The following is a 22,615-nucleotide window of genomic DNA, read 5'->3' on the forward strand; positions in this document are numbered from 1 at the left end:
GCTGAGTTCGGGGGGGTCGGGGGCGCGCCGCCTCCGGCCCCCCGCTCGCTCCCCGTGCGCCTGCTGTGCGCCCGCGAGTCCGTGCAAGGCTACCCGGGCCATTGTCACTTACCTTGCCGAGCAGGCGAGTTGAGGAGCCAGCATGCCGCATGAACACGGCCCGCAGGAAGACCGCCCGTCCGGACACAGCGATCCCTCCCTGTACCGCACGCCCGCCGAGGCGATCGCCGCTCCACCCGAGAAGCTCGCCTACGTCGCCGGGTTCGACCGGTCGGCGCAGCGGCCGGACGCGCTGATCACCGTCGACACCGACCCGGCGTCGCCGAGCTACGGGCGCGTGCTCAACTTCACCGACATGCCCGACGTGGGCGACGAACTGCACCACTTCGGCTGGAACGCCTGCTCCAGCGCCCTCGCGCACGCCTGCCACGACAACCCCGAGCGGCGCTACCTGCTGCTGCCCGGGCTGCGGTCGTCCCGGCTGCACGTGCTGGACACCCGGCCGGACCCGGTCCGACCGAGACTGGTGAAGACGGTGGCGGCGGAGGAACTGGCCGCGAGAGCCGGGTACTCGCGGCCCCACACCCTGCACTGCGGGCCGGACGGCGTCTTCCTGTCCTGCCTCGGCGCGGCCGCGGGCGGCGACGGGCCCGGCGGGGTCGCCCTGCTCGACCACACCACCTTCGACGTGCTGCGCCCCTGGGAGACGGAGCGCGGCTCGCAGAACTTCTCCTACGACGTCTGGTGGCACCTGGGCAGCAATGTGGGTGTCACCAGCGAGTGGGGCACCCCGTGGATGGTCGAGGACGGTGTGGTGCCGGAGCTGCTGCTGGGCCGCAAGTACGGGCACTCGCTGCACTTCTGGGAGCTGGACACCGGGCGGCACCTGCAGCGGATCGACCTCGGCGACCAGTACCAGATGGTGCTGGAACTGCGCCCGGCCCACGACCCGCAGGCCGAATGGGGCTTCGCCGGGGTGGTCACCAATGTGGAGGACCTCTCGGCCTCGGTCTGGCTCTGGTACCGGCAGGGCGAGGCGTTCACCGCGCGCAAGGTGATCGAGATACCCGCCGAACCGGCCAAGGCCGAGGACCTGCCGCCCGTGCTCCAGCCCTTCGGCGCCGTGCCGCCGCTGGTGACCGACATCAACCTGTCGGTGGACGACCGCTGGCTGTACGTCTCCGCCTGGGGCACCGGGGAGTTGCTCCAGTACGACGTGTCGGACCCGTTCCACCCGCTGCTCACCGCCTCGGTGCGGCTCGGCGGGGTGACGGCCAGGACCCCGCACCCGGCCGAGCCGGGCCGCCCGCTGAGCGGCGCGCCGCAGATGGTCGAGATCAGCCGGGACGGGCGGCGGATCTACCTCACCAACTCGCTCTACGGCGCGTGGGACGACCAGTTCTACCCCGACGGCATCGAGCCGTGGATCGTCAAGCTGGACGCCGACCCGGAGACGGGCGGGATGACCGTGGACCGCCGCTTCTTCCCGCACGGCGCGGAGTTCCGGGGGCTGCGGGTGCACCAGACGCACCTGGCGGGCGGCGACGCCTCCTCGGACTCGTACTGCTACCGGTAGCGGCGACGGCCGGTGGCTGAGGCCGACGCCCGTCGTCGGGTACTCAGAACCGGCCGAGCACCGGGTCGTGGTGGATCCGGGCGGCAGGCAGGCCGGCGGCGGCCAGTCGGGTGCGCACCTCGTCGACCAGGCCCGCCGGTCCGCTGACACAGGCCCGGTGCTCGGACCAGTCGGCGGCCCGGCCGACCGCCTCGGCCAGCCGCCCGCCGGGGGCGTACGGACGGCCGGCGGCGTCCTCGGCCCCGGCGTCCTCGGTGACCGGGACGAGTTCCAACCACGTTTTGCGGAGGCCGAGTTCGGCCAGCGCCGGCCAGTCGTAGAGCTCGTCCCGGTTCCGCGCGCCGACGAAGAGGTGGACCCGCTGTCCGCGCGGGCGGTGCTCCACCAGCCGCTCCACGATCGCCTTCATCGGGGCGAGTCCGGTGCCGCCCGCCACCAGCAGGAGGTCCCTGGTGTCGTCCTCCGGCATCAGCGTGCCGCGCGGCGGCCCCAGCCGGAGGCGGTCGCCGACGGCGGTGCTCCCGACCAGGGCCGCGCTCACCCCGCCCGGCCCGGTGCGGCGGACGTGGAACTCCAACTCGTTGTCGGCACGCGGCGCGCAGCCCATCGAGTACTGCCGCCAGCTGTGCGGCAGGGCCGGGTGCTCGACCGTCCCGTACTGTCCGGCCCGGTACGGGTAGGGCTCGCCGGTGCGCACCCGGAGCACGGCGAGGTCGTGGCGGCGGCGTTCGTGGCCGACCACCGTGGCCTGCCAGTACGGGGGTTCGGTGAGCGCCGCCTCGGCGCCCGCCACCATCGAGCGAACGGCGAAGCGCAGCATCCGCACCCAGGCCGCTTCCAGCCCGGCGTGCCACCGCGCGCCCGCCCGGTGCCGGATCGCCTCGCGGAGCGCCTCCTCGAAGGCCTCGTAGTGGACCGGCCGGACGCCGAGCTTCCGGTGGTCGCGGCCGAGCCGGGTGAGGGTGTCGGCCAGTTCGGCCGGTCGGTGCAGCCGCTCGACCAGGTACTCGAACATCCGCTCAAGGTGGGCCTGCTGGAACGCCATGGACTCCGGGAACAGGGCGCGCAGGAACGGGCGGCGGCGGAACATGCAGGCGTAGAGGTGGTCGATGAGCGCGCCGAACGGGGCGACCAGGCCCAGGTCGCAGAGGATCAGCCGCTGGTCGGCCGCCCCGTCGTAGCCGTGGTAGCCGTCGGCGCCACCGGGAGGCGGGGGCGGATCCTCGGGCGCGGCGGGAAAGGGTGGCGCCGGTACGAGGATCTGCCGGCGCAGCCGCATGGCGTGGTGTCGCGCGATCAGCCGGTCGTACTCGGCGGTGGTACTGGTGGTGTCCATGACGGGCAGCCTAGCGAGAGCTGACGTTCCGTCAGTTACCCGCCGGACCAGTGCTTTTCACCGTTCCGGCGGGCCCCCGGCCGGTTCCGGGCAGGGGGCGGTCCGGGCCCGGCGCGGTTCCATTGAACGGCCCCGCCCGGGGGTCGGGACAGGGCCGGTGGTCCCTGGCCGGACGGGACCACCGGCCCACCGCGGGCTCCGGGAAGAGGACTACCGGCCCGGCGACGAAACTCCGGATCCCGAGCCCGAGCCGGAGTTCGAGGCGGAGTTCGAGGCGGAATCGGACTGGGCCCCGGACCCGGCCTCCTGCTCCGGGCGGCGCGCCTCCGCGTCACCTCCGGACGGCCCGGTGGCGATCCAGCTCGCCAGCAGCCGCAGCGACTCGGCCGAGGACGAGCCCGGCTCCGCGTGGTACGCCACCAGCACCTGGTCCGGGTCGCCGGCCGGACGGAAGGTCTCGTAGCGCAGGGTCAGTCGGCCGACCACCGGGTGGTGCAGCTCCTTGACCCCGTGCCCCTTGTCCAGGACGTTGTGCGCCGCCCACAGCCGCCGGAAGTCCTCGCTCTTGACCGAGAGTTCGCCGATCAGCGAGGTCAGCCGGGGGTCGTCCGGGTCGCGGCCCGCGTAGAGCCGGAGCATCCCCACCAGGTCGGCCGCCTTGGCCTCCCAGTCCAGGTAGAGCTCCCGGGCACCCTGGTCGAAGAAGACGTGCCAGGCGAGGTTGCGCCGCTCCGGCGGCAGCGCGGCGACGTCCCCGATCACGGCGTTGCCGAGGCGGTTCCAGGCGAGCACGTCGAGCCGCCGCCCCAGGATGTAGGCCGGGACGCCGTCCATCACGTCCAGCAGCTGCGTCAGCTCGGGCCGGACCTGCTGCGTGCGCATCGGGCGGCCCCGACCGGGGCTGCGGCGCACCGGCCGGGTGATCCGCAGCAGGTGCTCGCGCTCGGCCGGTTCGAGCCGCAGCGCGCGGGCGATCGCCTCCAGGACGGCCGTGGAGACGTTGTCGCCGTTCCCCTGCTCCAGCCGGACGTAGTAGGCCGTGCTCACCCCCGCGAGCTGGGCCAGCTCCTCGCGGCGCAGCCCCGGGACGCGGCGGCGGCCGCCGTAGTCGGGCAGGCCGACATCGGCCGGCCGCAGCCGGGCTCGCCGGGACCGCAGGAATTCGCTGAGCTCGGTGCGCTGGTCCATGCCAGCAGTATGAGCCAGCCCGCCCGGGTGGACGGGCGCCGTGGGTGATACTGCCAGTGGTAGGACCGGTGGTCGTACGACGACCACTGACCTGGCCCGCCCCGAACGGCTCGCCGAGGCTTGGGGCATGACGAACACGACGATCACCGCACACACCGCCGACACCGGGAACAGCACCGGAAGCACCACTACGGCGGAGACCTCCGAGTCCCCCGACCAGCCCGGCCGGATCGCGGTCTACGCCGCCCCGGCCCCGAAGGCCCCGCTGGAGCGCACCACCGTGCCGCGCCGGGCGCTCGGCGCGCACGACATCCTGATCGACGTCCGCTACGCCGGGATCTGCCACTCGGACATCCACCAGGTCGACGAGGACTGGGGGCCGGGCATCTTCCCGATGGTCCCGGGCCACGAGATCGCCGGGGTGGTCGCGGCGGTCGGCTCCGCCGTCTCCCGCTGGACGGTCGGCGACCGGGTCGGCGTCGGCTGCTTCGTCGACTCCTGCCGGGAGTGCGACAACTGCCGCGCCGGGCTCCAGCAGTACTGCACGGGCGGGGACGGCATCGTCTTCACCTACAACGGCCTCGGCCGGGACGGCTCGCCGACCTACGGCGGGTACGCGAAGCAGCTGGTGGTGGACGAGCAGTACGCCCTGCGCATCCCCGAGGCGCTGCCGCTGGACGTGGCCGCGCCGCTGCTCTGCGCGGGCATCACGGTCTACTCGCCGCTCAGCCACTGGGGCGCCGGGCCCGGGCGGAAGGTCGCCGTGGTCGGGCTCGGCGGGCTCGGTCACCTGGGGGTGCGGCTCGCCCGGGCCAAGGGCGCGGAGGTCACCGTGCTCAGCCAGTCGCTGCGCAAGCGGGAGGACGGGCTCCGGCTCGGCGCCCACGACTACCGCGCCACCTCCGACCCGGCGACGTTCACCGAGCTGGCCGGACGGTTCGACCTCGTCCTCAACACCGTCTCGGCCGACCTGGACCTGAGCGCCTACCTCGGGCTGCTGCGCACCGACGGCACGCTGGTCCAGGTGGGCGCACCGGCGAAGCCGATCAGCCTGGGCGCGCACTCGCTGCTCCTGGGGCGGCGGTCGCTCTCGGGCTCGATGATCGGCAGCCTGGCGGAGACCCAGGAGATGCTGGACTTCTGCGCCGAGCACGGGATAGGCGCGGAGATCGAGCTGATCCCGGCCGAGCGGATCAACGAGGCGTACCGGCGGGTGCTGGCGAGCGATGTGCACTACCGCTTCGTCATCGACACGGCGACGATCTGACGCCTGCCGACCGGGTTGCCGGTTCGCCCGGGCTGCCCGGGTTGCCCGTTCGCCCGGGCTGCCCGGCCCGCCGGCTTCCCGGACGGAACTCGGAACGAACGACGCCCCGTCCCCGGCGCTCTCCCTTCGCCGGGGGCGGGGCGCCGGCCCTGTCGGCCGTGGCGGGCGTCGGTCACCGGCCGCGACCGGCCCCCGCCACGGCCCCCTCAGACGCCGGCCGGGTCGGCGGCCTTGCGTCCGGTCCGGTCCCGGCGCAGCCAGCGGCGGCGCGGGGGCTGGTCGGGCAGCCACCCGAAGGCGAGGCAGCTGCCGATCACGCCGAACAGCATCCCGAGCAGGAAGCCGCCGAGGTTGGAGGTGAGCCAACTGCCCAGCGAGGCCAGCACGGCGAGGATCGAGTAGAACAGCCGCTGGGCCGGGTTGAAGAGGATCAGCAGGCCGCAGAGCACCATCACCGCCGGGACGAGGTAGCCGGCCAGCCCCTGGATCCCGATGTGCAGCACGATGGGCAGCGGGGCGCGCTGCGTGAAGAGGATCTCGGCGCCGCCGAACAGGACCAGCACGCCGCCCCAGAAGGGCCGTCGGCCCCGCCAGCCGCGCCAGGCCAGCCGGGCCCGGGCGACCGCACTCGCCCGGGCCTTCGGCCCTGCCTGTACTTCAGGTCCCACCTGCACTTCAGGTCCCGTCTGCACTTCAGGTCCCGTCTGCACTTCAGGTCCCGCCAGTGCCTCCGGCTCGACCTGCGCCTCCGCCTCGGCCGGTGTCTCCGGCTCGGGTCCCGCCACCGTCAGCAGCCCTCGGAGCTGAAGCTCAGCCGGAGGTTGGGCAGTTTGAAGGCGCCGGCGGTGGTGGCGTAGTTGTGCTGCCGGAGGTTGCGGATCTTGACCGTGTCGGCCTGCTGGCCGAAGACCCCGGGCAGGCCCTGGACGCCGGCCTTGGTGTAGGTGCTGGCGTCGCCGCCGATCTCGATGTTCTTGAACTCCGCGTCGCCGGAGAGCAGATCGGAGTCGGTGGTGAGGTCGGTGGCGGTGACGGGCGTGCCGGCGTCGCCGGCCCTGATCAGCAGGTTGATACCGCCGAGCTCGACGCTCTGGCACAGCTTGGTGAGCGAGGCCTCCTTGATCGCCGAGACCGCGACCAGGACCTGGCCACCGGTGTCACCGGCGTTGGGACTGTCCTTGATCATGTGGTCCAGGCTGCCGAACTGCTCGAAGCCGACGCCGTCCAGGCTGTCGGCGGTGACGACGAACGGCATTCCGGAGATGTCGAACTGGGCGGCGAGCACGCCCTGCGCGGTCAGGGCCATCAGCACCGCGCCGGCGGCGACGGCGGGTACGGCCATCAGCGCCGTTCGCCTCAGCCGGACCCGGCCTCTGTCCTGGGTGGGTGACGCGGGGGCCGGGGTGCTTCCGGTCGGGTGGGCGGCGTCCTCGGACGTGGCCATGTGTGCTCCCTCGGGTGGTGGGGACGGGCAGGCACTGGCACGTTGTCCTGGCGCGGACAGCGTTCTGCGGCACGGCAGCGGAGGGCCACCCCTCGGCAGCGGGGCGGACCGGTCGGGCCGCAGTGGGTAACTGGGAAGCTACTGCCCGGTATTGACCGGGTCAATACGGGTGCACGAAGGATCATCGTCCGCTCCCCGGCCCCGGTCCGGCGCCGGTCCGGACGAGGCCAGACGGCGCGCGGCCTCGGCCGGACCGAGGAACGGCGCCAGGCAGAAGAGGCTCAAGGTGGGTAGCAGGTCAGGGAGTTCGGCGGTTCGGTCGGTGTCGATGCAGCGCTGGAGGGTGGAGTAGACGCCGCCGACCACCGCGTCGACCATCGCCTCCGACCCGACACCGTCCGGGAGTTCGGGGATCTCGGCGAAGAACGCCCGGAACTTGACGAGGAGTTGGTCCCGCTCGCGGCGCCCGGCCGGGCCGACCGCGTCCAGTTCGATCACCGCCATGGTCGCGAAGGCCGGCACCCCGGCCAGCAGTACGAGCATCGCCCGGAGCGCCTCGCGGATCCCGGTGCACCAGTCCGGCGAGGCGGCGAACGCCCGCGCCATCCGCCGGATCACCACCCCGGTGCCGTGCCGGTGGGCGGCGAGGAAGGCGTCCTCCTTGCCGCTGAACAGCTCGTAGAAGACCGGCCTGGTCACCCCGGCGGCGCGACAGATGTCGCTCACCGTGGCGCGCTGGTAGCCGTGTTGCGCCACCGTGTGGACCAGCCCGTCGAGCAGGCGCTCCCGCTGGGTCGCCGCGACCACTCCGGGCGGCAGCCGGCTCGGGCCGCGTTTGATCGAGCGGGCCGGGTCGCGCCCGGTGCGCGCACCGGGGATCAGGACCACGTCGGCATTCCCACGGAGATCCGGGTCCATCGCCATCTTCAGTCCCCAACTCCTGTGCATTGCCTTGACATTGGCGCGACATCAGGTTTACAACACTGGCGGGTTTCCAATCCGCGGCCGAGGCCGCCGGAAGCCCGCACGCGTTCCGACTGCTCAGTATGGCGAACGCATGCCCGGCGGTGGCAGCCGCCGACGTGCACCCTGCACTCCCGCACTTGCGCTGGACGTTCCACCCCGCCGTACCCCGCCGTACTCAGCCGTACCCGGCCGGTTCCTTCCGGTCGGCCCAGGCCGCGTCGTACCCGCCGCACAACGTCGTGCCGCCGGTACCGCGCCGTACGGGCGGGCCCGTGGCGCCGGGCCCGCCGAGTCGCCGTTCGCGGCGCCACACCCAGCACACCCTCCCCCGTCCCGGCCGGGCCGCGGCCGACGATGCCGCGCGCACCCCCACACCGACCGCACGGGCTCCCCCACCCGACTCGCCCGGAGAGGCACACCCTCATGCGCATCCGCCGTACCCTCGGAGCCACCGCCCTCGCCGCCGCCGCGGTGCTGGCCGCCGGCACCATGACCCCCGCCCAGGCCGCCGGCTCCGCCGTGCTCACCCACACCTCGGTGGGCGGGCCGAACATCGCCGTCGGCGACGTGCTCACCGCCGACCTGGTGTCCGGCAGCTTCGCCACCTTCTACTCCAGCGCCACCGGGACGAGCGGCATCAAGTGCGCCGCCTCCTCCTTCTCGGCGACCGTCACCAGCAACCCGGCCGCGCCCGGGGTGGCCACCGAGCAGCTCAACACCCAGACCTTCGGCTCCTGCACCGCCAACGTCATCGGCGTGACCTCCGTGCAGAGCATCACGGTCAACAACCTGCCCTACACCAACTCGGTCAGCGACGCCCCCGGCAACCCGGTCTCGCTCGACCCCACCGCCGTCGGCCCGCTCCAGACCACGGTGGTACTGAAGACCATCCTCGGCACCATCACCTGCGTCTACCGCGCCCCCGCCGGCATCAGCGGCACCACCAGCAACGTCGGCCAGACCATCGGCTTCAACGCCCAGGCCCTGCCCAAGGTCTCCGGCCCGAGCACCTGTTTCGCAACCGGGTACTTCAGCGCCACCTACGGGCCGGTGAAGGACAGCTCGGTGGCCGGCAGCCCGCACGTCTACATCAACTGACCCTCCCGGACCGACCCTCCCTCAGGGGCCGGCACGACACCGGGCGGGGTGCGGCCACCGCCGCACCCCGCCCCACCGGCTCCGCCCGGTCCTGGCTCCTCCCTGCGCCCCTGCCTGCCGGCTCCCCTGCCTGCCGGGTGCCGCCGCCTCCGGGAGACAGGGGAGCCGGGACAGCGAAGTGACCCACCGGTAGGGTGCTGGCGACAGACACCGGACCACGGGGATGCGGGGCAGGCATGGTCGGCGAGGGCACGCAGTTCTTCGAGTCGGTGGCCGACACGGCCGCACGGCTGGCCGAGGTCGGCTACCTGGCCTCCACGGAGGTCGCCACCACCGTCTTCCTCGCCGACCGGCTCGGCAAGCCGCTCCTGGTCGAAGGCCCGGCCGGCGTCGGCAAGACCGAACTCGCCAAGGCCGTCGCCGCGCTCGGCCGGGCCCGGCTGGTCCGGCTCCAGTGCTACGAGGGCATCGACGAGTCCCGCGCCCTCTACGAGTGGAACCACGCCAAGCAGCTGCTGCGGATCACCGCCGGGCGGGACGAGGGCTGGGACGCGGCCCGCACCGACATCTTCGGCGAGGAGTTCCTGCTCACCCGGCCGCTGCTCACCGCCATCCGGGGCGACGAACCGACCGTGCTGCTCATCGACGAGATGGACAAGGCCGACGTCGAGGTCGAGGCGCTGCTGCTCGAAGTGCTCAGCGACTACCAGGTCACCGTGCCCGAGCTGGGCACCATCACCGCGACCCGCCGCCCCTTCGTCCTGCTCACCTCCAACGCCACCCGGGAACTCTCCGAGGCACTGCGCCGCCGCTGCCTCTTCCTCCACCTCGACTACCCGGAGGCCGAACTGGAGCGCCGGATCGTCCGGCTGCGCGTCCCCGGGCTGGACGCGGCGCTGGCCGACTCGCTGGTCCGGGTGGTCGGCGCGCTGCGGGCACTGGAGCTGCGCAAGGCACCCTCGGTCGCCGAGACGGTCGACTGGGCCCGCACCCTGCTCGCACTCGGCGCCGACACCCTGGACGAGACGGTCGTCCGGGCCACCCTCGGGGTCGTCCTCAAGCACCAGGACGACGTGCTGAAGGCCGCGCAGAAGCTCACCCTCGCATGACCGTCCCGGCCCCGTCCGGTGGCACCTCCGATCCTGCGGATGTCGCCGCCCGGCTGACCGCCTTCGTGCGCGCGCTGCGCACCCACGGCCTGCGGATCGGGCCCGCCGAGACGGTCGACGCCGCGGCCGTCCTGGCCGTCCTCGGCCTCGCCGAGCGCGAGCAGGTCCGGGCCGGACTCGCCGCCGCGCTGCTGCGCACCGACGGGCAACGCGGGGTCTTCGACGCCGCCTTCGACCTCTTCTTCCCGCTCGGCGTCGGCGATCCGGAGGCGGTGCGCCGGGCCTCGGCGCAGCAGGCCCGGGACCCGGACGGCCTCGACGCGCCGGGCGCCGCCGATCTGACGGACCCGACCGCGGACCCGACCGCGGACCCGGCCGCGCAACGCGAGGACCTCCGGGCGCGGCTGGTGGCGGCACTCGCCGCCGACGACCGGGCCGCCCTGGCCGGGCTCGCCGGCGAGGCGGTGGCGGCGTTCGGCCGCTACGGCAGCCCCGGCGCCGCCGGCCGGCCCGGCAACGACGGCTGGTCGGCCTACCAGACCCTCGGCCGGCTCGCGCCGGAGACCCTGCTGGCCCGGGTGCTCGCGGCCCTGCGCGCCGGTGCCGCCGCCGGTGCCACTGCCGGTGCCACTGCCGGGGGACTCGACCCCGCCGCGCCCGACCTCGCCGACCACGTCCTGCCCGACGAGATCCGCCGCCGCATCCAGGGCTTCCGCGCCATGGTCGGCACCGAGGCACGCCGACGGGCGGCCGAGCTCCGCGGCACCGAACGCCTCGCCGAGCGGGCCGTCGCACCGAGCCCCGACCGGATCGACTTCCTCACCGCCGGCCGCGACCAGCTCGCCGAACTCCGCCGCACCGTCCACCCGCTGGCCCGGAAGCTGGCCACCCGGCTGTCCGCGCGCCGACGCCGGGCCGCCCGCGGCCGGATCGACCTGCGCCGCACCCTGCGCCGCTCGCTCTCCACCGGCGGCGTCCCGCTGCGCCCCGCCCACCGGCTGCGCCGCCCCGCCCGGCCCGAACTCGTCCTGCTCTGCGACGTGTCCGGCTCGGTGGCGGGCTTCTCCGACTTCACCCTGCTGCTGGTCCAGGCGATGCGCGACCAGTTCAGCAAGGTCCGGGTGTTCGCGTTCGTCAACCGCACCGCCGAGGTGACGGACCTGCTCACCCGCGGCGGCGGCGACCCGGCCGCGCTGGCCCGGCGGATCCTCACCGAGGCCAAGGTGATGGGCCACCACGGCAACAGCGACTACGGCTCGGCCCTCGGCGAGTTCGCCGAACGCCACCTGGACGCCGTGGGTCCGCGCACCGCCGTGCTGATCCTCGGCGACGCCCGCAACAACTACCGGGACCCGCACCTTCCCGCCCTGCGGCTGGTCGCGGCCCGCGCCCGCCAGGTCCACTGGCTCAACCCGGAGCAGCCCTCCCTCTGGGGCACCGGCGACTCCGCCGCCCCCGCCTACGCCGAGGTGGTGCCGATGCACTGCTGCCGCAACGCCCGCCGGCTGGGCGAGTTCATCGCCCGTCTGCTGCCGGTCTGAGACGCGGCCAGGGTGCCGGGGGCGGCGCCGCGGCCCCGCCCCCGGCGCGCCTCAGCCGTCCAGCTGCCCGAGGAAGTCGAGCAGGGCCGCGTTGACCTCCGCCGGGCTCTCCTGCTGGGTCCAGTGCCCGACGCCCGGAAGCGTGACGCGCCGGTACAGCTTCGGCGCCAGCCGCTCCAGCAGCCCGCGCATGGCCTCCTCCGGGATCAGGGCCATCACCATGTCCTGGTCCCCCGCCACATAGAGGGCCGGCACCTCCACGGGCCGCCCGGCCAGCCCGGCGAGCAGCTCGTTGTTCCGGTCGATGTTGCGGTACCAGTTGAGACCGCCGGTGAACGCCCGCTCGCCGTGCTCGGCGTAGTCGGCGACGAAGGCCTCGATGTCCGCCTCGGAGAGCCAGTCCGGCAGCTTCTCGGGCTCGGGGACGCTGCCCAGCAGGGTCTGTCCCTCGCGGATCACCCAGGCCCGCGGTCCCCCGCCGTCCGGCCGGGCGCCGGCGCCGCTGGACAGCATCCGGCGGAACGTCGAGTGCAGGTCCCGGCCGAGCTCGGCGTCCGCGACGCCGGGGCGCTGGAAGTAGATCTGGTAGAAGCCCTCGCCGAACCGCTCCCGGGCCTGGGCCAGCGGCGGCAGGCCGAGGGTGGGCAGCGGTGGGACGCTCAGCCCCGCCACACCGCGCACCAGGTCGGGGCGCAGCGCGGCCGTGCTCCAGGCGACCGGGGCGCCCCAGTCGTGGCCGACCAGGACGGCGCTCTCCTCGCCGAGGGCGCCGATCAGCGCGGTGACGTCGCCGACCAGGTGCAGCAGGGTGTACGCGTCGACCGACTCAGGCTGCTCGCTGCGGGCGTAGCCGCGCTGGTCGACGGCGACCACGCGGTAGCCGGCCTCGGCGAGCGGGGCGAACTGGTGCCGCCAGGAGTACCAGCTCTCCGGGAAGCCGTGCAGCAGCAGGACCAGTGGTCCCTCACCCTGTTCGGCGACGTGCAGCCGGACTCCGTTCACCTCGACCTGACGGTGCGCGATATGTCCGTACGCCTGCTTGGTCATGCGGCCCTCCTCGTCGACGACGCGTCACCCGGCAGAACGGGCGGCGGCCGACCGTTCGTTCCCCGCCGCCGCCCGTCCGGTACCCCGCTTCCGGTCCCTCGCCTCCCGTCCCCCGCCGGGTTCAGTCCCCGCTGTCGCGCCGGGTCCGGCCCCCGCCCTCCCGCCGGTCGAGCAGCGCCGTCGCGGCGGCCAGCAGGGCGCCCACCGCGATCAGCACGAAGTAGCCGGCGGTCCGGTGGTCGGAGGGGACCAGATGCCTCACGAAGCCGAAGATGTGCAGGCCCCACAGGTGGTCGACGAGGAGGCCGTTGATGCCGCCGACGATCAGGACGAAGCTCACGAATCCCAGCAGGTTCTTCATGATCCCGACGTTAGGCAGCCGGGTCGCCGACGGGATCCGACTTTCGGCGCGACCGGGACCCACCAAAGTCGCGCATTCACATCGGCATCCGTATCCGCATCGGCATCCGCATTCGCAGCAGCACGGGCACGGCGGCGAGCGCCGGGGCGGCCGCCAGGGCGAAGCAGAGCGGCAGCGGCAGGTGTCCGACCAGCAGGCCCACGCCCGCGCCGCCGACGGCCGAACCGGCGTTGAAGGCGGTGTTCACCCAGGCGCCGGCCCTGGTCCTGGCCTCCGGCGCGACCGCCTCGTCCGCGACCAGGTAGGAGGTGGTGAGGGCGGGCGAGACGAAGAACCCGGCGATGCCGACGGCCACGCCGAGCAGGACCGGGCCGGGCGCGAGCCCGGCGGCGGCCAGGGCCAGGCCCAGACCACCGGTGAACAGCGGCAGCCGGACGGCGTTCGGCACCGGCCGGTCCAGCGCGCCCAGCCCGAGGCCGCCGACGGCGCTGCCGGCGGACAGCGCGGCCAGGATCCAGCCCACCGACTCCGGCCGCCCGCGGTCCTCGGCGAAGGCGAGCACCATGAGGTCCAGCGCGCCCAGCGCCAGCCCGGTCACCCCGGACGCGAGCACGGCGGCGCGCAGCGCCCGTCCGCCGCCGAGCGGGGTCCGGCGACGGCGCCCGACCGGCGACGGTGCGACGTCGGGGACGTCCGCGCCGTCCGCTCCGCCCGCCGCCACCGGTGAGGCGACCAGCAGCAGGGCCCCGGCGAGCAGCAGCCCCGCGCCCACGGCCACGGCACCACCGGGGCCGACGACCGGAAGCAGCAGACCGACCAGCAAAGGTCCGGTGACGAAGAGCAGTTCCTCCGCGACGCCGTCCAGGCTGAACGCGCGGCGCAGCAGCACCGGGTCGGGAAGGAGCCGCCGCCAGAACGTCCGCATCACCGGACCCAGCGGCGGTGTGCAGGCGCCCGCCGCGAGGACGAGCGCGCCGACCGCCGCCGGAGCGGCGCCCGGCCGGGCCGTGGCCGCGACCACGGCGAGCAGCAGCGCGCCGTACAGCACGGCCATCGGCGGCAGCACCCGCCGCGGACCGTGGCGGTCGACCAGCCCGGCCCGGACCGGCGAGAGGAGGACACTGGCGAGCGCGAACAGGGCCATCGCCGCGCCGGCCGCGGAGTAGGAGCCGGTGGCCTCGCGGACGGTGAGCAGCAGGGCGAGCGGAACCACCCCGTAGGAGAGGCGGCCGAGCAGCGCGGCGGCGAAGGTGCGGCCGGCGTGCGGGGCGCCGAGCACGGCGCGGTAGCCGGGGCGTGCGGACGGGCCGCGCGGAGGCGCGGAAACGGTGGAAGGCACGGTGGACGTCCTCAAGGAGGTCCGGTCCGCGGGCCGGGAGGTCACGGCGGGCGGCACCGGAGGTGCGTACAGGGACACCGGAGGGCCGCGCGGTTCCCGAACGGTCGGGGCGCGGTCGCTTCGGGCCTGCTACGCACGGAGGAAGGACATGGGCTGCACCGTACCAGGGCGCCGCGCGGTCCGGGAGGGCCCGGACGGAGCAGCGGGCAGGGCGGGGCGGCGGCCGTCCGGGTACGTTCGCGGTGTGCAGCAGAGGTCACCCCACGTCAGCAGGCGCGCCCGGGCCGGGAGACCGGCGGCGGCCGGTGCCGTCGCCGTCCTGGTCCTCGCGGCCGGCGCGCCCGCCGCGTTCTCGGCCCCCTCCCCCTCCCCCTCTCCTTCCCTGTCTGTGACGTCCGCCGCGCCTGCGGCCGGTGCCGCCCAGGACGCGGCCGCCGTGGTCGGCGGCGAGCGGCTGGGCCGGCCCGCCGTCCAGGTCGCGCCCCGGACCGGGGCGCCCGAGCTGCCGGCCACCCTGACCGGGCGGTCCTGGCTGATCGCCGACGCCGCGACCGGCGAGGTGCTCGCCGCCCGCAACGCCCACCTCCCGCTGCCGCCCGCCAGCACGCTCAAGATGCTGTTCGCCGACACCGTGCTGCCGAAGTTCGACCGCACCCTGGAGCACCGGGTGGCTCCCGCCGAGCTCGCCGCGCTGGGCGCGGGCAGCAGCCTGGTCGGGATCAAGGAGAACCTGCCGTACCGGGTCGAGGACCTCTGGCGGGGCGTCTTCCTCGCCTCCGGCAACGACGCCGTGCACGTGCTGTCCCACATGAACGGCGGGCTGGCCCGCACCGTCACCCAGATGCAGGAGCGGGCGACCGCCCTCCAGGCGCGCGACACCCGGGTGGTCTCCCCGGAGGGCTACGACCAGGACGGCCAGGTCTCCTCGGCCTACGACCTCACGCTGTTCGCCCGCGCCGGGCTGCGCAACCCCGACTTCCGCGGCTACTGCGCGACCCGCACCGCCCGCTTCCCCGGCGCGGTGGACAAGGCGACGGGGCAGCGGTCCGCGTTCGACATCGCCAACACCGACCGCCTGTTGGGCAAGTACCCGGGCCTGATCGGGGTGAAGAACGGCTACACCACCAACGCGGGCGCCACCTTCACCGGCGCTGCCGAACGCGAGGGCCGCACCCTGCTGGTGACGGTGATGCACCCGGAGCAGCAGTCCAAGGTCTACGACGAGGCGGCCGCACTGCTGGACTGGGGCTTCGCGGCGGCCGGCAAGGTCGAACCGGTCGGCCGGCTGGTCGAGGAGGAGACCCCGCCCGACGCGTCCGCCGCCCCGTCCGCCGAGGCCCCGGCCACCGGCGTCCTGCCGCACGCCATCCAGCAGGCCGACCACGCCCTCGGCCCGGCCGGCTGGACGGCACTCGCGTTCGGCGCCGCACTGGCCCTCTGGGCAGCCGGCCGACTGCGCACACGGCGGCGCCCGCACACCGCCGCGCTCCCTGTCCTCCCCGGCGGCGTCCCGGTCCCGCCACGACCGGACTACGCCCCGCACATCGCGTACTCCCTACCGGCCCGAACGGCGGCCGGTTCCACCCCGCGCGGCTCCACCGCCGTCGGCGGCGCCACGGCAGTGGGCGGCAGCACCCGCCGACGCCTCACCCGCCACGCCCGCACCCTCGCCCGCGCCACCCGCGCCCGGCTCGGCGCGACCACCACCCCCCGCCGGGGCCGCCGCCGCTGAATCTCGTCCCGGAAGGTCAGGTCCGGGGCATTTAGCTGCAGCGATGACTTTCCGAGCCTGACACGACCCGCCGTGGTGTCTTCGAAGGGACAGCACCGAGTCGGCCGTGGCCTGCGGGCAGCGGCAGGGGCCGAGGTCGATCAGCCGCAGATCCTTCGCCGGACGTCCAAGCACTTGTCGACACGGGTCGGGCGGAACCCTTCAGGGCGCCCGCCACCATTGATCCGCCGAGCGGCGCCGCGACATCGGCTGTCAGATGGGCGACTTCCCTCGCGCAGTCCTAGGCCTTGTCAACGTTGCACTTGTCGATCACCGGGGCGATACCGACGTCGAAACAGCCGGTCATCCCTTTTTCTGGAGGGCGAGCCGGCGAAAGAGAATGGCATTGGCCACCACCAGTGGGGACGTGATGGGGAGAACGTAGACGGCTGGGACAACGGCCATCGCGAACACGACGACGGCAATGTCAGTCAGCACGATCAGAGTGATAGTGAGGGGACCGGCACGAAGGGCGCTTCTCGCGCCTCTTTTCTCCACTGCGTAGACCTGCCCTACTTTGGCGAACCGCATCGGCACGGCGAGCTTAGCAACAGTGCCGTCGCTGCGACGATCAAACGTTGATCGGGTTTTGCCCGAGGCCGGTTGGCCAACGAGTTCTTGCTGGTGACAAGGGAGTTCAGTGTCCGAGTTGGCCCGCGAAAGGGTGGCGTTGAACAGGCGGTCCGCTGCGATCGCTGTCCGCCGGGAAGCTCCGGCACCTGTACGTCGTTGCGCCATGGCGCTTGCCTGGCGAACATCTCCCGCAGGGTCACCGTGGCCGCAGACCGGTTCGCCGCCACCGCAAGCGCAGCTGGTTCTCGTTGGGAGGACCGCCCGCGACGGCCGCCCGATGCCGAAGTTGTGATGCCGGTCGATACTGAAGCGAGTAGTGCTGGATGTCTGCTGTCCCTGATTGGGCCGATCTCGGGGTGATGACCTGGTTGGTGGCACCGAAGACCTTCGGTGCCACCAACCAGGTCATGGAATGAGATTTCTCAACGAACGGTCCGGCTTCCGGCCACTTTGTCCCGAACCCGAAGTGGTTCAGAACCTCTCGGACACTGATCCCCTGCTTCCAGAACTTCCCCCAACTGCTTGCGGCGTTGTGGACCATGTCGGTGGCGGTCAGGTACTTGGCCGTGGGCGACACCAGCATTGCGGCCTTTCCTACGATCGCGGCACCGCCGTAGCAACCCGCACCCATCGCAGCCTGTTGCGCGGCTCCGGCGGCTGTATGGTCGCCGCTCCCGACCTCGTAGACCCCGACATTTGTTGCGGCGCCGATGGCGGCCGAGACGGCCGGGCCGCGCTGCGCTGCTCGGCACCGGCGCCCCGGGGAGTCCATCGGGGCTGTATCGCGCTATCCCGGTGGAAGTTGCAGATGGCCTGCGGCACGAAATCCACTGAGCCGAGTAAGACCGTGTCCTATGTGGTGATCGCTCGTTGACTGGGCATGGGGCGGGGTACGTGGAGTTGGATTGTTCCGGACGGCCTGTGGGAGTTGGCGAGGCCGCTGATCCCGCCGGATCGGGTGCGGCCACAGGGCGGCGGGACGGCGAACACGCCTGATGAGACGTTGTTCGCGGCCATCGTGTACGTGCTGGTCAGCGGCTGTGCCTGGCGCGCGCTGCCGCCCTGCTTCGGGGTCTCGAAGTCCACTGTCCACCGCCGCTTCCTCATCTGGTCGAGGGCCGGGGTGTGGGGCCGGCTGCACGAGGCGGTTTTGGAGCGCCTCGACGACGCCGGCCTGCTGGACGTCACCCGCACCGTGCTCGACTCCGCCCACGTCCGAGCTAAAAAAGGGGAGGTCTCACCGGTCCGAGCCCCGTGGATCGGGGCAAGCCGGGTTCTAAGATGCACGTCCTGTCGGACGCGGCCGGACTGCCCCTCATCGTTGCCGTCACCGCGGGCAGCACCCACGACAGCAAAGCCCTGAAGCCCATGGTCGAGGCCTACCAGATGAGACAGGCCACCTGGGGCGAGCGCTACCGCAAGCCCGGACGCCTGCACGCAGACAAAGCCTACGACGTCCCTCATCTGCGGAAATGGCTGCGCGGCAAGCGGATCGGCGTCCGCATCGCCCGCAAGGGCATCGAGTCCAGTGAACGCCTCGGACGGCGCAGGTGGGTCATCGAACGGACCATGTCGTGGCTCACCGGCTACCGGCGGCTCAACCACCGCTACGAACGCGACCCCCGCAACTACCTGGCCTTTCTCGGCCTCGCCGCCACCCTGTGCTGCTACAAACGCCTGGCCCGCATCACCACATAGGACACGGTCTTAGAGGAGCCAACAGGACTGCGCAGCGCCCATGCCCGCTTGTCCGTCCGCTCGTTGAGCAGGTCGTGGGGAAGAGAGCGCCGTGGTTGGTGTCGGACGATCTGTGGGCCGGATCGAGCCGCTGCTGCCGGTGCGGCATCAGCGGCTCCGCAGACTGGGTCGTCCGCCGTTGGACGACCGGGGCTGCTGCAGGGGATCCTGTTCGTGCTGCACACCGGCAGCCAGTGGGAGCGGCTGCCGCAGGATCTCGGCTTCGGTTCGGGCATGACGTGCTGGCGTCGGCTGCGGGACCGGCACGAGGCCGGGGCGTGGGACCGACTGCATTAGGTGCTGCTGACCGAATTGCACCGTGCCGGCGACCTGGACCGGTCGCGGGCGATGATCGACGGCTCGAAGCACCACGTGATCACGGACGGCCGGTCACCCGCCGCCGGCCATCACCTCGAGCGGTGGCAACCGCCACGACGTTCACCCAGCTCCTGCCGCTGCCGGACGTGATCCCCCGCATCCGCGGCAGGACCGGTCGGCCGCGCCACCGGCCCCGCCAACTGTTCGCCGACCGCGGCTACGAATTCGACAAGTACCGCCGCCTGCTGTGGAAACGGGGCATCGAGCCGGCCATCGCCCGCCGGAGTGTGCCGCACGGCTCCGTACTCGGAGCCGTGCGGCAGGTCGTCGAGCGGACCAATGCCTGGATCCACGACTTCCGGCACCTTCGGATCTGCTGGGACATACGCGACGACATCCACGAGGCATCTTCTCAAGCTCGCCTGCTGCGTGATCACCTACAAACATGTCCGAGCATTGTGTCAGCTCCTTTTAGGGCCGAGCCGGTCCGGATGGAGTGTTCACGGGGCCACGAATGCGTCCCAGCCACCCCCGGCTTCGGGTCATGAGAAAAACAGCGTCGAACACCGACACGTACACACCCGAGTCGCGTACACCTTCGCCCGCATGAAGACCTACAAGATCCCCCGCGACTTCCGACAGGAAGGCGGCAGCCTGCACCCGCGCGCTGGCGCCCTCCCGCCTTGACCAGCCCCGCCTCATCGACCGCCCGGAGCACCGTGTTGAACACCATCCGGCCGGCCTCACCGTCGACCCGCCAGACACGGAACCGACTGAGCGCCGAGAAGTCGAATTCCAGTGTCGGCCAGCTCCAACGAATGGGCGTGCTCCTAGTCCAGACGCGAGCGGACCGCGTGCGCGGCCTGCCGGTCGGTCAGCCCATCGACGAACTGCAGCACCGACACCAGCGCGAGCCGCGCCGGCGAAACCGCCAGCAGCCACCTCGACTGGAAGAGATCCTCGAAATCGGCATCCGAGAACACCGGCCCGAGCACATCCCGCACCCGCATCACCGGGCAGCCCGTCGGAACACCACACGTGCCAACTGAGCGGTCTCCTCCGGAACTCCGCCAGATCCACCCCACGCAGTGACACCGAACCCGCCCCGCAACGCGACGGTGGCCTGCACCCCCCAACGGGATCGTGCAGGCCACCGCCCACATGCACAATCTCACCCGAACCGCGCGGATCATCCCGGGGAGCCCGGCCGGAGTGCGATCACCCGTTGGAGCACACGATGATCGACCCCATGACCCGCCGGCTCACCGGCGAGAGCACCCCTGCCCTGCCTACCGCCGATCCAAGTGGACCTCAGGGACCATTGCAGCGCCCTGGCCAAACTCAGCCGAGAAGCAGCCGAAAATCCTGTTGCGACTAACCAGTCCCCCGCTCCGCACGTGCCCAAATTATGGAATCTAAAATTCCGATCAATCCCAGCGCGAAATATCGAGCAAAAATATCAAATAAGGGTCAATCCATTGAGTGCGGGGCATGGAATTGGAGATCTGGACATATTTTGGACATGGGGAAGAATTGTCCGACTTGAAGTCGAATATTCATCATGGCGGATCCCATGGTTCGCACGCTACGGTGATTCACGTGGGGTCGAGTCGCAGATAATCCACCCCATGTCCATTCGGGATCAACCCAATTAGGGGGGGAAATGGGCAAGAATCGCATCGCGCGCTTCTCTATAGTTGCCGCAATGGCATCCGCTCTGGTGCTTTCAGCGTCGGGCGTTGCCTCGGCGGAAGGGAATGTCTACTGGAAGAACGTGAGGTGGAACGGTCTTCGACTCGGCAATAGTGGTGGCAATGTGTTCCTCATCAACGCAACCGCCAGCTGGAACGAGACCAAAAACAGCGATGGAAGCTTCAACTTGGCTTCGAAGCTGGACGGCCAATGCCTGACCTCCTTCTCGAACCAGCACGTCTACACCGAACCCTGCAACCCCGGCATGGATCAGACGAATGGCTGGCAGCGCTGGTGGGAGATTAAGACGGACACGGGCTGGAAGCTTCAGTCCTGGCAGACCGGATTCATTCTCGACGCTGCCGAGCCCGGTAATGTCTACGCGAACCCGATAGACTGGGGCAACAGCAACCAGCGTTGGACGTAAAACCGATTGGGGCGCCCGGCAATCGATCCTGTCGGGCGCCCCAGCATTCTTCCACCTAAATCCGAATCCCTACGGGAAGATTCCTCACCAGCAAGCAGTTCGATCCTTGGCGTGGCTGGACCGCTCCGGACTGAGCCCATGAACCGTGGCGCCGACCATCGACACCAAGAATAGAAACAGTCAGATGGCCACAAGACTGTCCGGCAGATGGCCAGCTGCCCAGACCCGCAAGAAGTCCACAAGATCCGCCCATGTCCCGGTCAGCAGCATGATGCCAACCAGCACAAGCATTCCTCCTCCGAGTCGCATGACCCCTTGATGGTGACGCTTGACCCAGCCAAAGGTTCCCATCGCCCGCCGGAAGACCAAGGACGAAACGATGAACGGGATCCCGAGCCCCGCGCAGTAGAAGAAACCCAGCAGGGCCCCTCGAACCGGATCGCTCTCACTGAGAGCCAGGGTCTGGACGGCGGATGCGGTCGGCCCGATACACGGCGTCCACCCCACCCCGAAGACGATCCCTAGAACCGGAGCTCCTGCCAGACCGACTGCCGGCCGGTAGCGACTGCGCAACTCTCTTTGGGAGAGCCCGGAGAACAGCCCGGAGAACACGACTCCCATCAGGATAGTCATTACCCCGGAAAATATCTGGACCGTGCGCTGATTCTCCGCCAAAGTATTGCCGAAATAACCGAACAGTGCACCTGCGGAAACGAATACAGTGGTAAACCCGAGAATGAATAGAAGTGTCCCCAGGACCACCTGCCCGCGCTTCCTCCCTTCGGCATTCGCAAGGTCAGATGCCGAGAATCCGGTGACATAGGAAAGATACCCCGGAACCAGCGGGAGAATGCACGGCGAGAGGAACGATAGCAACCCTGCCACCAGTGCGACCGGAATCGCCAGGACAAGGGCGCCTGTGAATACAGTTTGAGACCCGTCAACGGCCATTAACACCGGTTCCATATGTGCAGTGACACCTTCCCGGACGGACCTGACCCAACTTGAGCGTTCGTCAGCGACGAACATGTCGTGGCCAGCCTCGCACAGGCCCCTCGAGCCGGACTCGACCGCCCCTGCCCGGATCGATGATCGAATCCGCATTGGCTGAGGCGACACCGGGCTGCTCCTGGTGATCATTTGTCGGGCAACCCCTAGAATCCCCCTATGAGCGCCACTCCCCACCCCGACCCGCACCGGCAGGAACGGCTCGAACGCCTCGTCAGCCTCTCCTCCGGCAGCTACCTGCTGGTCACCACCTTCAAGAAGGACGGCACCGCCGTGCCGACGCCGGTGTGGGTGGTGCGCGACGGGGAGGCGCTCGGTGTCTGGACCGTCGCCGACTCGTGGAAGGTCAAGCGGATCCGCAACCGACCGGACGTCCTGGTCGGGCCCTGCGACGTCCGGGGCAAGCCGACCGGTGAGTCCGTCCCGGCCACCGCCGAGATCCTCGGCCCCGAGCGCACCGCCGCCTACCGGACGCTGCTGCGGCAGAAGTACGGGCTGGTCGGCGTCGTCACGGTGCTCGGCAGCCGGCTGCGGCGCGGTGATCGCGGCACCATCGGCATCCGGCTCACCCTCACCGACGGCTGACGCTCACCGACGGCTGACGCTCACCGACGGCTGACGCTCACCGACGGCTGACGCCCGACGCCCTCCCGCCCCACGTCCCCCACGACGCGTCCGGATCCTCGTCCGGTTCATGCCAGGGAAAACGTTCTTCCGTTGGACGCCTGGTCGTTCGCCGCAGCGCGCGGTACGGCATGGGTGGCGCTGCTACAACACACAGCGCCCGCCCATCCACTGCTGCACGCCCGTCAGGAGG

At 71.7% G+C, this 22,615-nt stretch carries 21 protein-coding genes and 1 pseudogene; 10 read left to right on the top strand and 12 right to left on the bottom strand.

What is annotated here, in order from left to right; genetic code table 11:
* Nucleotides 1–142 precede the first annotated feature (142 nt).
* Complete coding sequence (locus ADK60_RS19975) at nt 143–1,576, top strand: selenium-binding protein SBP56-related protein (RefSeq protein ID WP_053647766.1); 1,434 nt, start codon at nt 143–145, stop codon at nt 1,574–1,576.
* Nucleotides 1,577–1,619: 43 nt separating this feature from the next.
* Here ADK60_RS19975 and ADK60_RS19980 read toward each other — a convergent pair whose 3' ends face one another.
* Nucleotides 1,620–2,912, bottom strand: coding sequence for a globin domain-containing protein (locus ADK60_RS19980; RefSeq protein ID WP_053647768.1), 1,293 nt, complete (start codon nt 2,910–2,912; stop codon nt 1,620–1,622).
* A gap of 210 nt (nt 2,913–3,122) precedes the next feature.
* Nucleotides 3,123–4,100, bottom strand: a complete 978-nt coding sequence (locus ADK60_RS19985) for a helix-turn-helix domain-containing protein (RefSeq protein ID WP_063783203.1) — start codon at nt 4,098–4,100, stop codon at nt 3,123–3,125.
* A gap of 127 nt (nt 4,101–4,227) precedes the next feature.
* Between ADK60_RS19985 and ADK60_RS19990 the strand changes: the two genes are divergently transcribed.
* The gene (locus tag ADK60_RS19990; protein ID WP_079008536.1) at nt 4,228–5,367 is read left to right on the top strand and encodes an NAD(P)-dependent alcohol dehydrogenase; all 1,140 of its coding nucleotides are present in this window, start codon (nt 4,228–4,230) and stop codon (nt 5,365–5,367) included.
* 206 nt (nt 5,368–5,573) lie between these two features.
* Here the strand turns inward: ADK60_RS19990 and ADK60_RS19995 are convergent, their stop codons facing one another.
* The 3 genes from ADK60_RS19995 to ADK60_RS20005 all read right to left on the bottom strand — a co-directional run bounded on the left by ADK60_RS19995 (nt 5,574) and on the right by ADK60_RS20005 (nt 7,699).
* Nucleotides 5,574–6,035, bottom strand: a complete 462-nt coding sequence (locus ADK60_RS19995; protein WP_079008543.1) for a DUF6114 domain-containing protein — start codon at nt 6,033–6,035, stop codon at nt 5,574–5,576.
* Nucleotides 6,036–6,154: 119 nt separating this feature from the next.
* Nucleotides 6,155–6,811 (bottom strand): DUF6230 family protein, encoded by a 657-nt coding sequence (locus ADK60_RS20000; protein WP_045944621.1) that lies wholly within the window; start codon nt 6,809–6,811, stop codon nt 6,155–6,157.
* A 138-nt stretch (nt 6,812–6,949) separates the two neighbouring features.
* A complete protein-coding gene (locus tag ADK60_RS20005) occupies nt 6,950–7,699 on the bottom strand; it encodes a TetR/AcrR family transcriptional regulator (protein WP_234371167.1) in 750 nt (249 codons plus the stop codon).
* A 501-nt stretch (nt 7,700–8,200) separates the two neighbouring features.
* On the opposite strand from ADK60_RS20005, the gene ADK60_RS20010 reads away from it, so the two are divergent.
* The 3 genes from ADK60_RS20010 (at nt 8,201) to ADK60_RS20020 (ending at nt 11,525) form a co-directional block, all read left to right on the top strand.
* Nucleotides 8,201–8,875: a hypothetical protein gene (locus ADK60_RS20010; protein WP_030396485.1), complete on the top strand. Its 675-nt coding sequence runs from the start codon at nt 8,201–8,203 to the stop codon at nt 8,873–8,875.
* 236 nt (nt 8,876–9,111) lie between these two features.
* Nucleotides 9,112–9,984 carry an AAA family ATPase gene (locus ADK60_RS20015; protein ID WP_053647769.1) on the top strand — a complete coding sequence of 291 codons (873 nt, stop codon included), beginning with the start codon at nt 9,112–9,114 and terminating at the stop codon, nt 9,982–9,984.
* Nucleotides 9,981–11,525, top strand: a complete 1,545-nt coding sequence (locus ADK60_RS20020; RefSeq protein WP_053647771.1) for a VWA domain-containing protein — start codon at nt 9,981–9,983, stop codon at nt 11,523–11,525. The genes ADK60_RS20015 and ADK60_RS20020 overlap by 4 nt, the downstream gene beginning before the upstream one ends.
* A gap of 51 nt (nt 11,526–11,576) precedes the next feature.
* Here ADK60_RS20020 and ADK60_RS20025 read toward each other — a convergent pair whose 3' ends face one another.
* The 3 genes from ADK60_RS20025 to ADK60_RS20035 form a co-directional block, all read right to left on the bottom strand.
* Nucleotides 11,577–12,572, bottom strand: a complete 996-nt coding sequence (locus ADK60_RS20025) for an alpha/beta fold hydrolase (protein ID WP_045943105.1) — start codon at nt 12,570–12,572, stop codon at nt 11,577–11,579.
* Nucleotides 12,573–12,693: 121 nt separating this feature from the next.
* On the bottom strand, nt 12,694–12,933 hold the full coding sequence (locus ADK60_RS20030) for a hypothetical protein (RefSeq protein WP_045943104.1): 240 nt from the start codon (nt 12,931–12,933) through the stop codon (nt 12,694–12,696).
* Between the two features lie 76 nt (nt 12,934–13,009).
* Nucleotides 13,010–14,272 carry an MFS transporter gene (locus tag ADK60_RS20035; protein WP_053647773.1) on the bottom strand — a complete coding sequence of 421 codons (1,263 nt, stop codon included), beginning with the start codon at nt 14,270–14,272 and terminating at the stop codon, nt 13,010–13,012.
* A gap of 388 nt (nt 14,273–14,660) precedes the next feature.
* Here ADK60_RS20035 and ADK60_RS20040 point away from each other — a divergent pair, with 388 nt between their 5' ends.
* Nucleotides 14,661–16,004 carry a D-alanyl-D-alanine carboxypeptidase family protein gene (locus ADK60_RS20040; RefSeq protein ID WP_502687439.1) on the top strand — a complete coding sequence of 448 codons (1,344 nt, stop codon included), beginning with the start codon at nt 14,661–14,663 and terminating at the stop codon, nt 16,002–16,004.
* A 342-nt stretch (nt 16,005–16,346) separates the two neighbouring features.
* On the opposite strand, the gene ADK60_RS44915 is transcribed toward ADK60_RS20040, so the two are convergent.
* Nucleotides 16,347–16,781, bottom strand: a complete 435-nt coding sequence (locus tag ADK60_RS44915; protein WP_159400501.1) for a hypothetical protein — start codon at nt 16,779–16,781, stop codon at nt 16,347–16,349.
* 31 nt (nt 16,782–16,812) lie between these two features.
* Nucleotides 16,813–17,199, bottom strand: a complete 387-nt coding sequence (locus ADK60_RS46740) for a hypothetical protein (protein ID WP_234371168.1) — start codon at nt 17,197–17,199, stop codon at nt 16,813–16,815.
* Nucleotides 17,200–17,496: 297 nt separating this feature from the next.
* Here ADK60_RS46740 and ADK60_RS43555 point away from each other — a divergent pair.
* Together ADK60_RS43555 and ADK60_RS42120 are read left to right on the top strand one after the other, a co-directional pair.
* A protein-coding gene (locus ADK60_RS43555; protein WP_107094663.1) for an IS5 family transposase occupies nt 17,497–18,314 on the top strand; the annotation gives its coding sequence in 2 pieces (ribosomal slippage) (nt 17,497–17,854 and nt 17,854–18,314; 819 coding nt in all).
* Between the two features lie 74 nt (nt 18,315–18,388).
* Nucleotides 18,389–19,133, top strand: a pseudogene (locus ADK60_RS42120) (transposase); the annotation flags it as partial.
* 368 nt (nt 19,134–19,501) lie between these two features.
* Here the strand turns inward: ADK60_RS42120 and ADK60_RS48450 are convergent.
* Nucleotides 19,502–19,675, bottom strand: a complete 174-nt coding sequence (locus ADK60_RS48450; protein ID WP_159400502.1) for a hypothetical protein — start codon at nt 19,673–19,675, stop codon at nt 19,502–19,504.
* A 659-nt stretch (nt 19,676–20,334) separates the two neighbouring features.
* Here ADK60_RS48450 and ADK60_RS20065 point away from each other — a divergent pair.
* The gene (locus ADK60_RS20065; RefSeq protein ID WP_159400503.1) at nt 20,335–20,790 is read left to right on the top strand and encodes an RICIN domain-containing protein; all 456 of its coding nucleotides are present in this window, start codon (nt 20,335–20,337) and stop codon (nt 20,788–20,790) included.
* 180 nt (nt 20,791–20,970) lie between these two features.
* On the opposite strand, the gene ADK60_RS20070 is transcribed toward ADK60_RS20065, so the two are convergent.
* On the bottom strand, nt 20,971–21,741 hold the full coding sequence (locus ADK60_RS20070; protein ID WP_234371169.1) for a cytochrome c biogenesis CcdA family protein: 771 nt from the start codon (nt 21,739–21,741) through the stop codon (nt 20,971–20,973).
* Between the two features lie 216 nt (nt 21,742–21,957).
* Between ADK60_RS20070 and ADK60_RS20075 the strand changes: the two genes are divergently transcribed.
* A complete protein-coding gene (locus ADK60_RS20075; protein WP_053647783.1) occupies nt 21,958–22,383 on the top strand; it encodes a PPOX class F420-dependent oxidoreductase in 426 nt (141 codons plus the stop codon).
* The last annotated feature ends 232 nt before the right edge of the window (nt 22,384–22,615 follow it).

Source organism: Streptomyces sp. XY431, from assembly GCF_001279805.1.
GTDB lineage: Bacteria > Actinomycetota > Actinomycetes > Streptomycetales > Streptomycetaceae > Kitasatospora > Kitasatospora purpeofusca.

Coding starts and splice junctions, on each gene's coding strand:
- ADK60_RS19975 (WP_053647766.1), top strand. CDS start 143: ATGCCGCATGAACACGGCCCGCAGGAAGACCGCCCGTCCGGACACAGC.
- ADK60_RS19980 (WP_053647768.1), bottom strand. CDS start 2,912: ATGGACACCACCAGTACCACCGCCGAGTACGACCGGCTGATCGCGCGA.
- ADK60_RS19985 (WP_063783203.1), bottom strand. CDS start 4,100: ATGGACCAGCGCACCGAGCTCAGCGAATTCCTGCGGTCCCGGCGAGCC.
- ADK60_RS19990 (WP_079008536.1), top strand. CDS start 4,228: ATGACGAACACGACGATCACCGCACACACCGCCGACACCGGGAACAGC.
- ADK60_RS20000 (WP_045944621.1), bottom strand. CDS start 6,811: ATGGCCACGTCCGAGGACGCCGCCCACCCGACCGGAAGCACCCCGGCC.
- ADK60_RS20010 (WP_030396485.1), top strand. CDS start 8,201: ATGCGCATCCGCCGTACCCTCGGAGCCACCGCCCTCGCCGCCGCCGCG.
- ADK60_RS20015 (WP_053647769.1), top strand. CDS start 9,112: ATGGTCGGCGAGGGCACGCAGTTCTTCGAGTCGGTGGCCGACACGGCC.
- ADK60_RS20020 (WP_053647771.1), top strand. CDS start 9,981: ATGACCGTCCCGGCCCCGTCCGGTGGCACCTCCGATCCTGCGGATGTC.
- ADK60_RS20025 (WP_045943105.1), bottom strand. CDS start 12,572: ATGACCAAGCAGGCGTACGGACATATCGCGCACCGTCAGGTCGAGGTG.
- ADK60_RS20030 (WP_045943104.1), bottom strand. CDS start 12,933: ATGAAGAACCTGCTGGGATTCGTGAGCTTCGTCCTGATCGTCGGCGGC.
- ADK60_RS44915 (WP_159400501.1), bottom strand. CDS start 16,781: ATGGCGCAACGACGTACAGGTGCCGGAGCTTCCCGGCGGACAGCGATC.
- ADK60_RS46740 (WP_234371168.1), bottom strand. CDS start 17,199: ATGCTGGTGTCGCCCACGGCCAAGTACCTGACCGCCACCGACATGGTC.
- ADK60_RS20065 (WP_159400503.1), top strand. CDS start 20,335: ATGGGCAAGAATCGCATCGCGCGCTTCTCTATAGTTGCCGCAATGGCA.
- ADK60_RS20070 (WP_234371169.1), bottom strand. CDS start 21,741: ATGGCCGTTGACGGGTCTCAAACTGTATTCACAGGCGCCCTTGTCCTG.
- ADK60_RS20075 (WP_053647783.1), top strand. CDS start 21,958: ATGAGCGCCACTCCCCACCCCGACCCGCACCGGCAGGAACGGCTCGAA.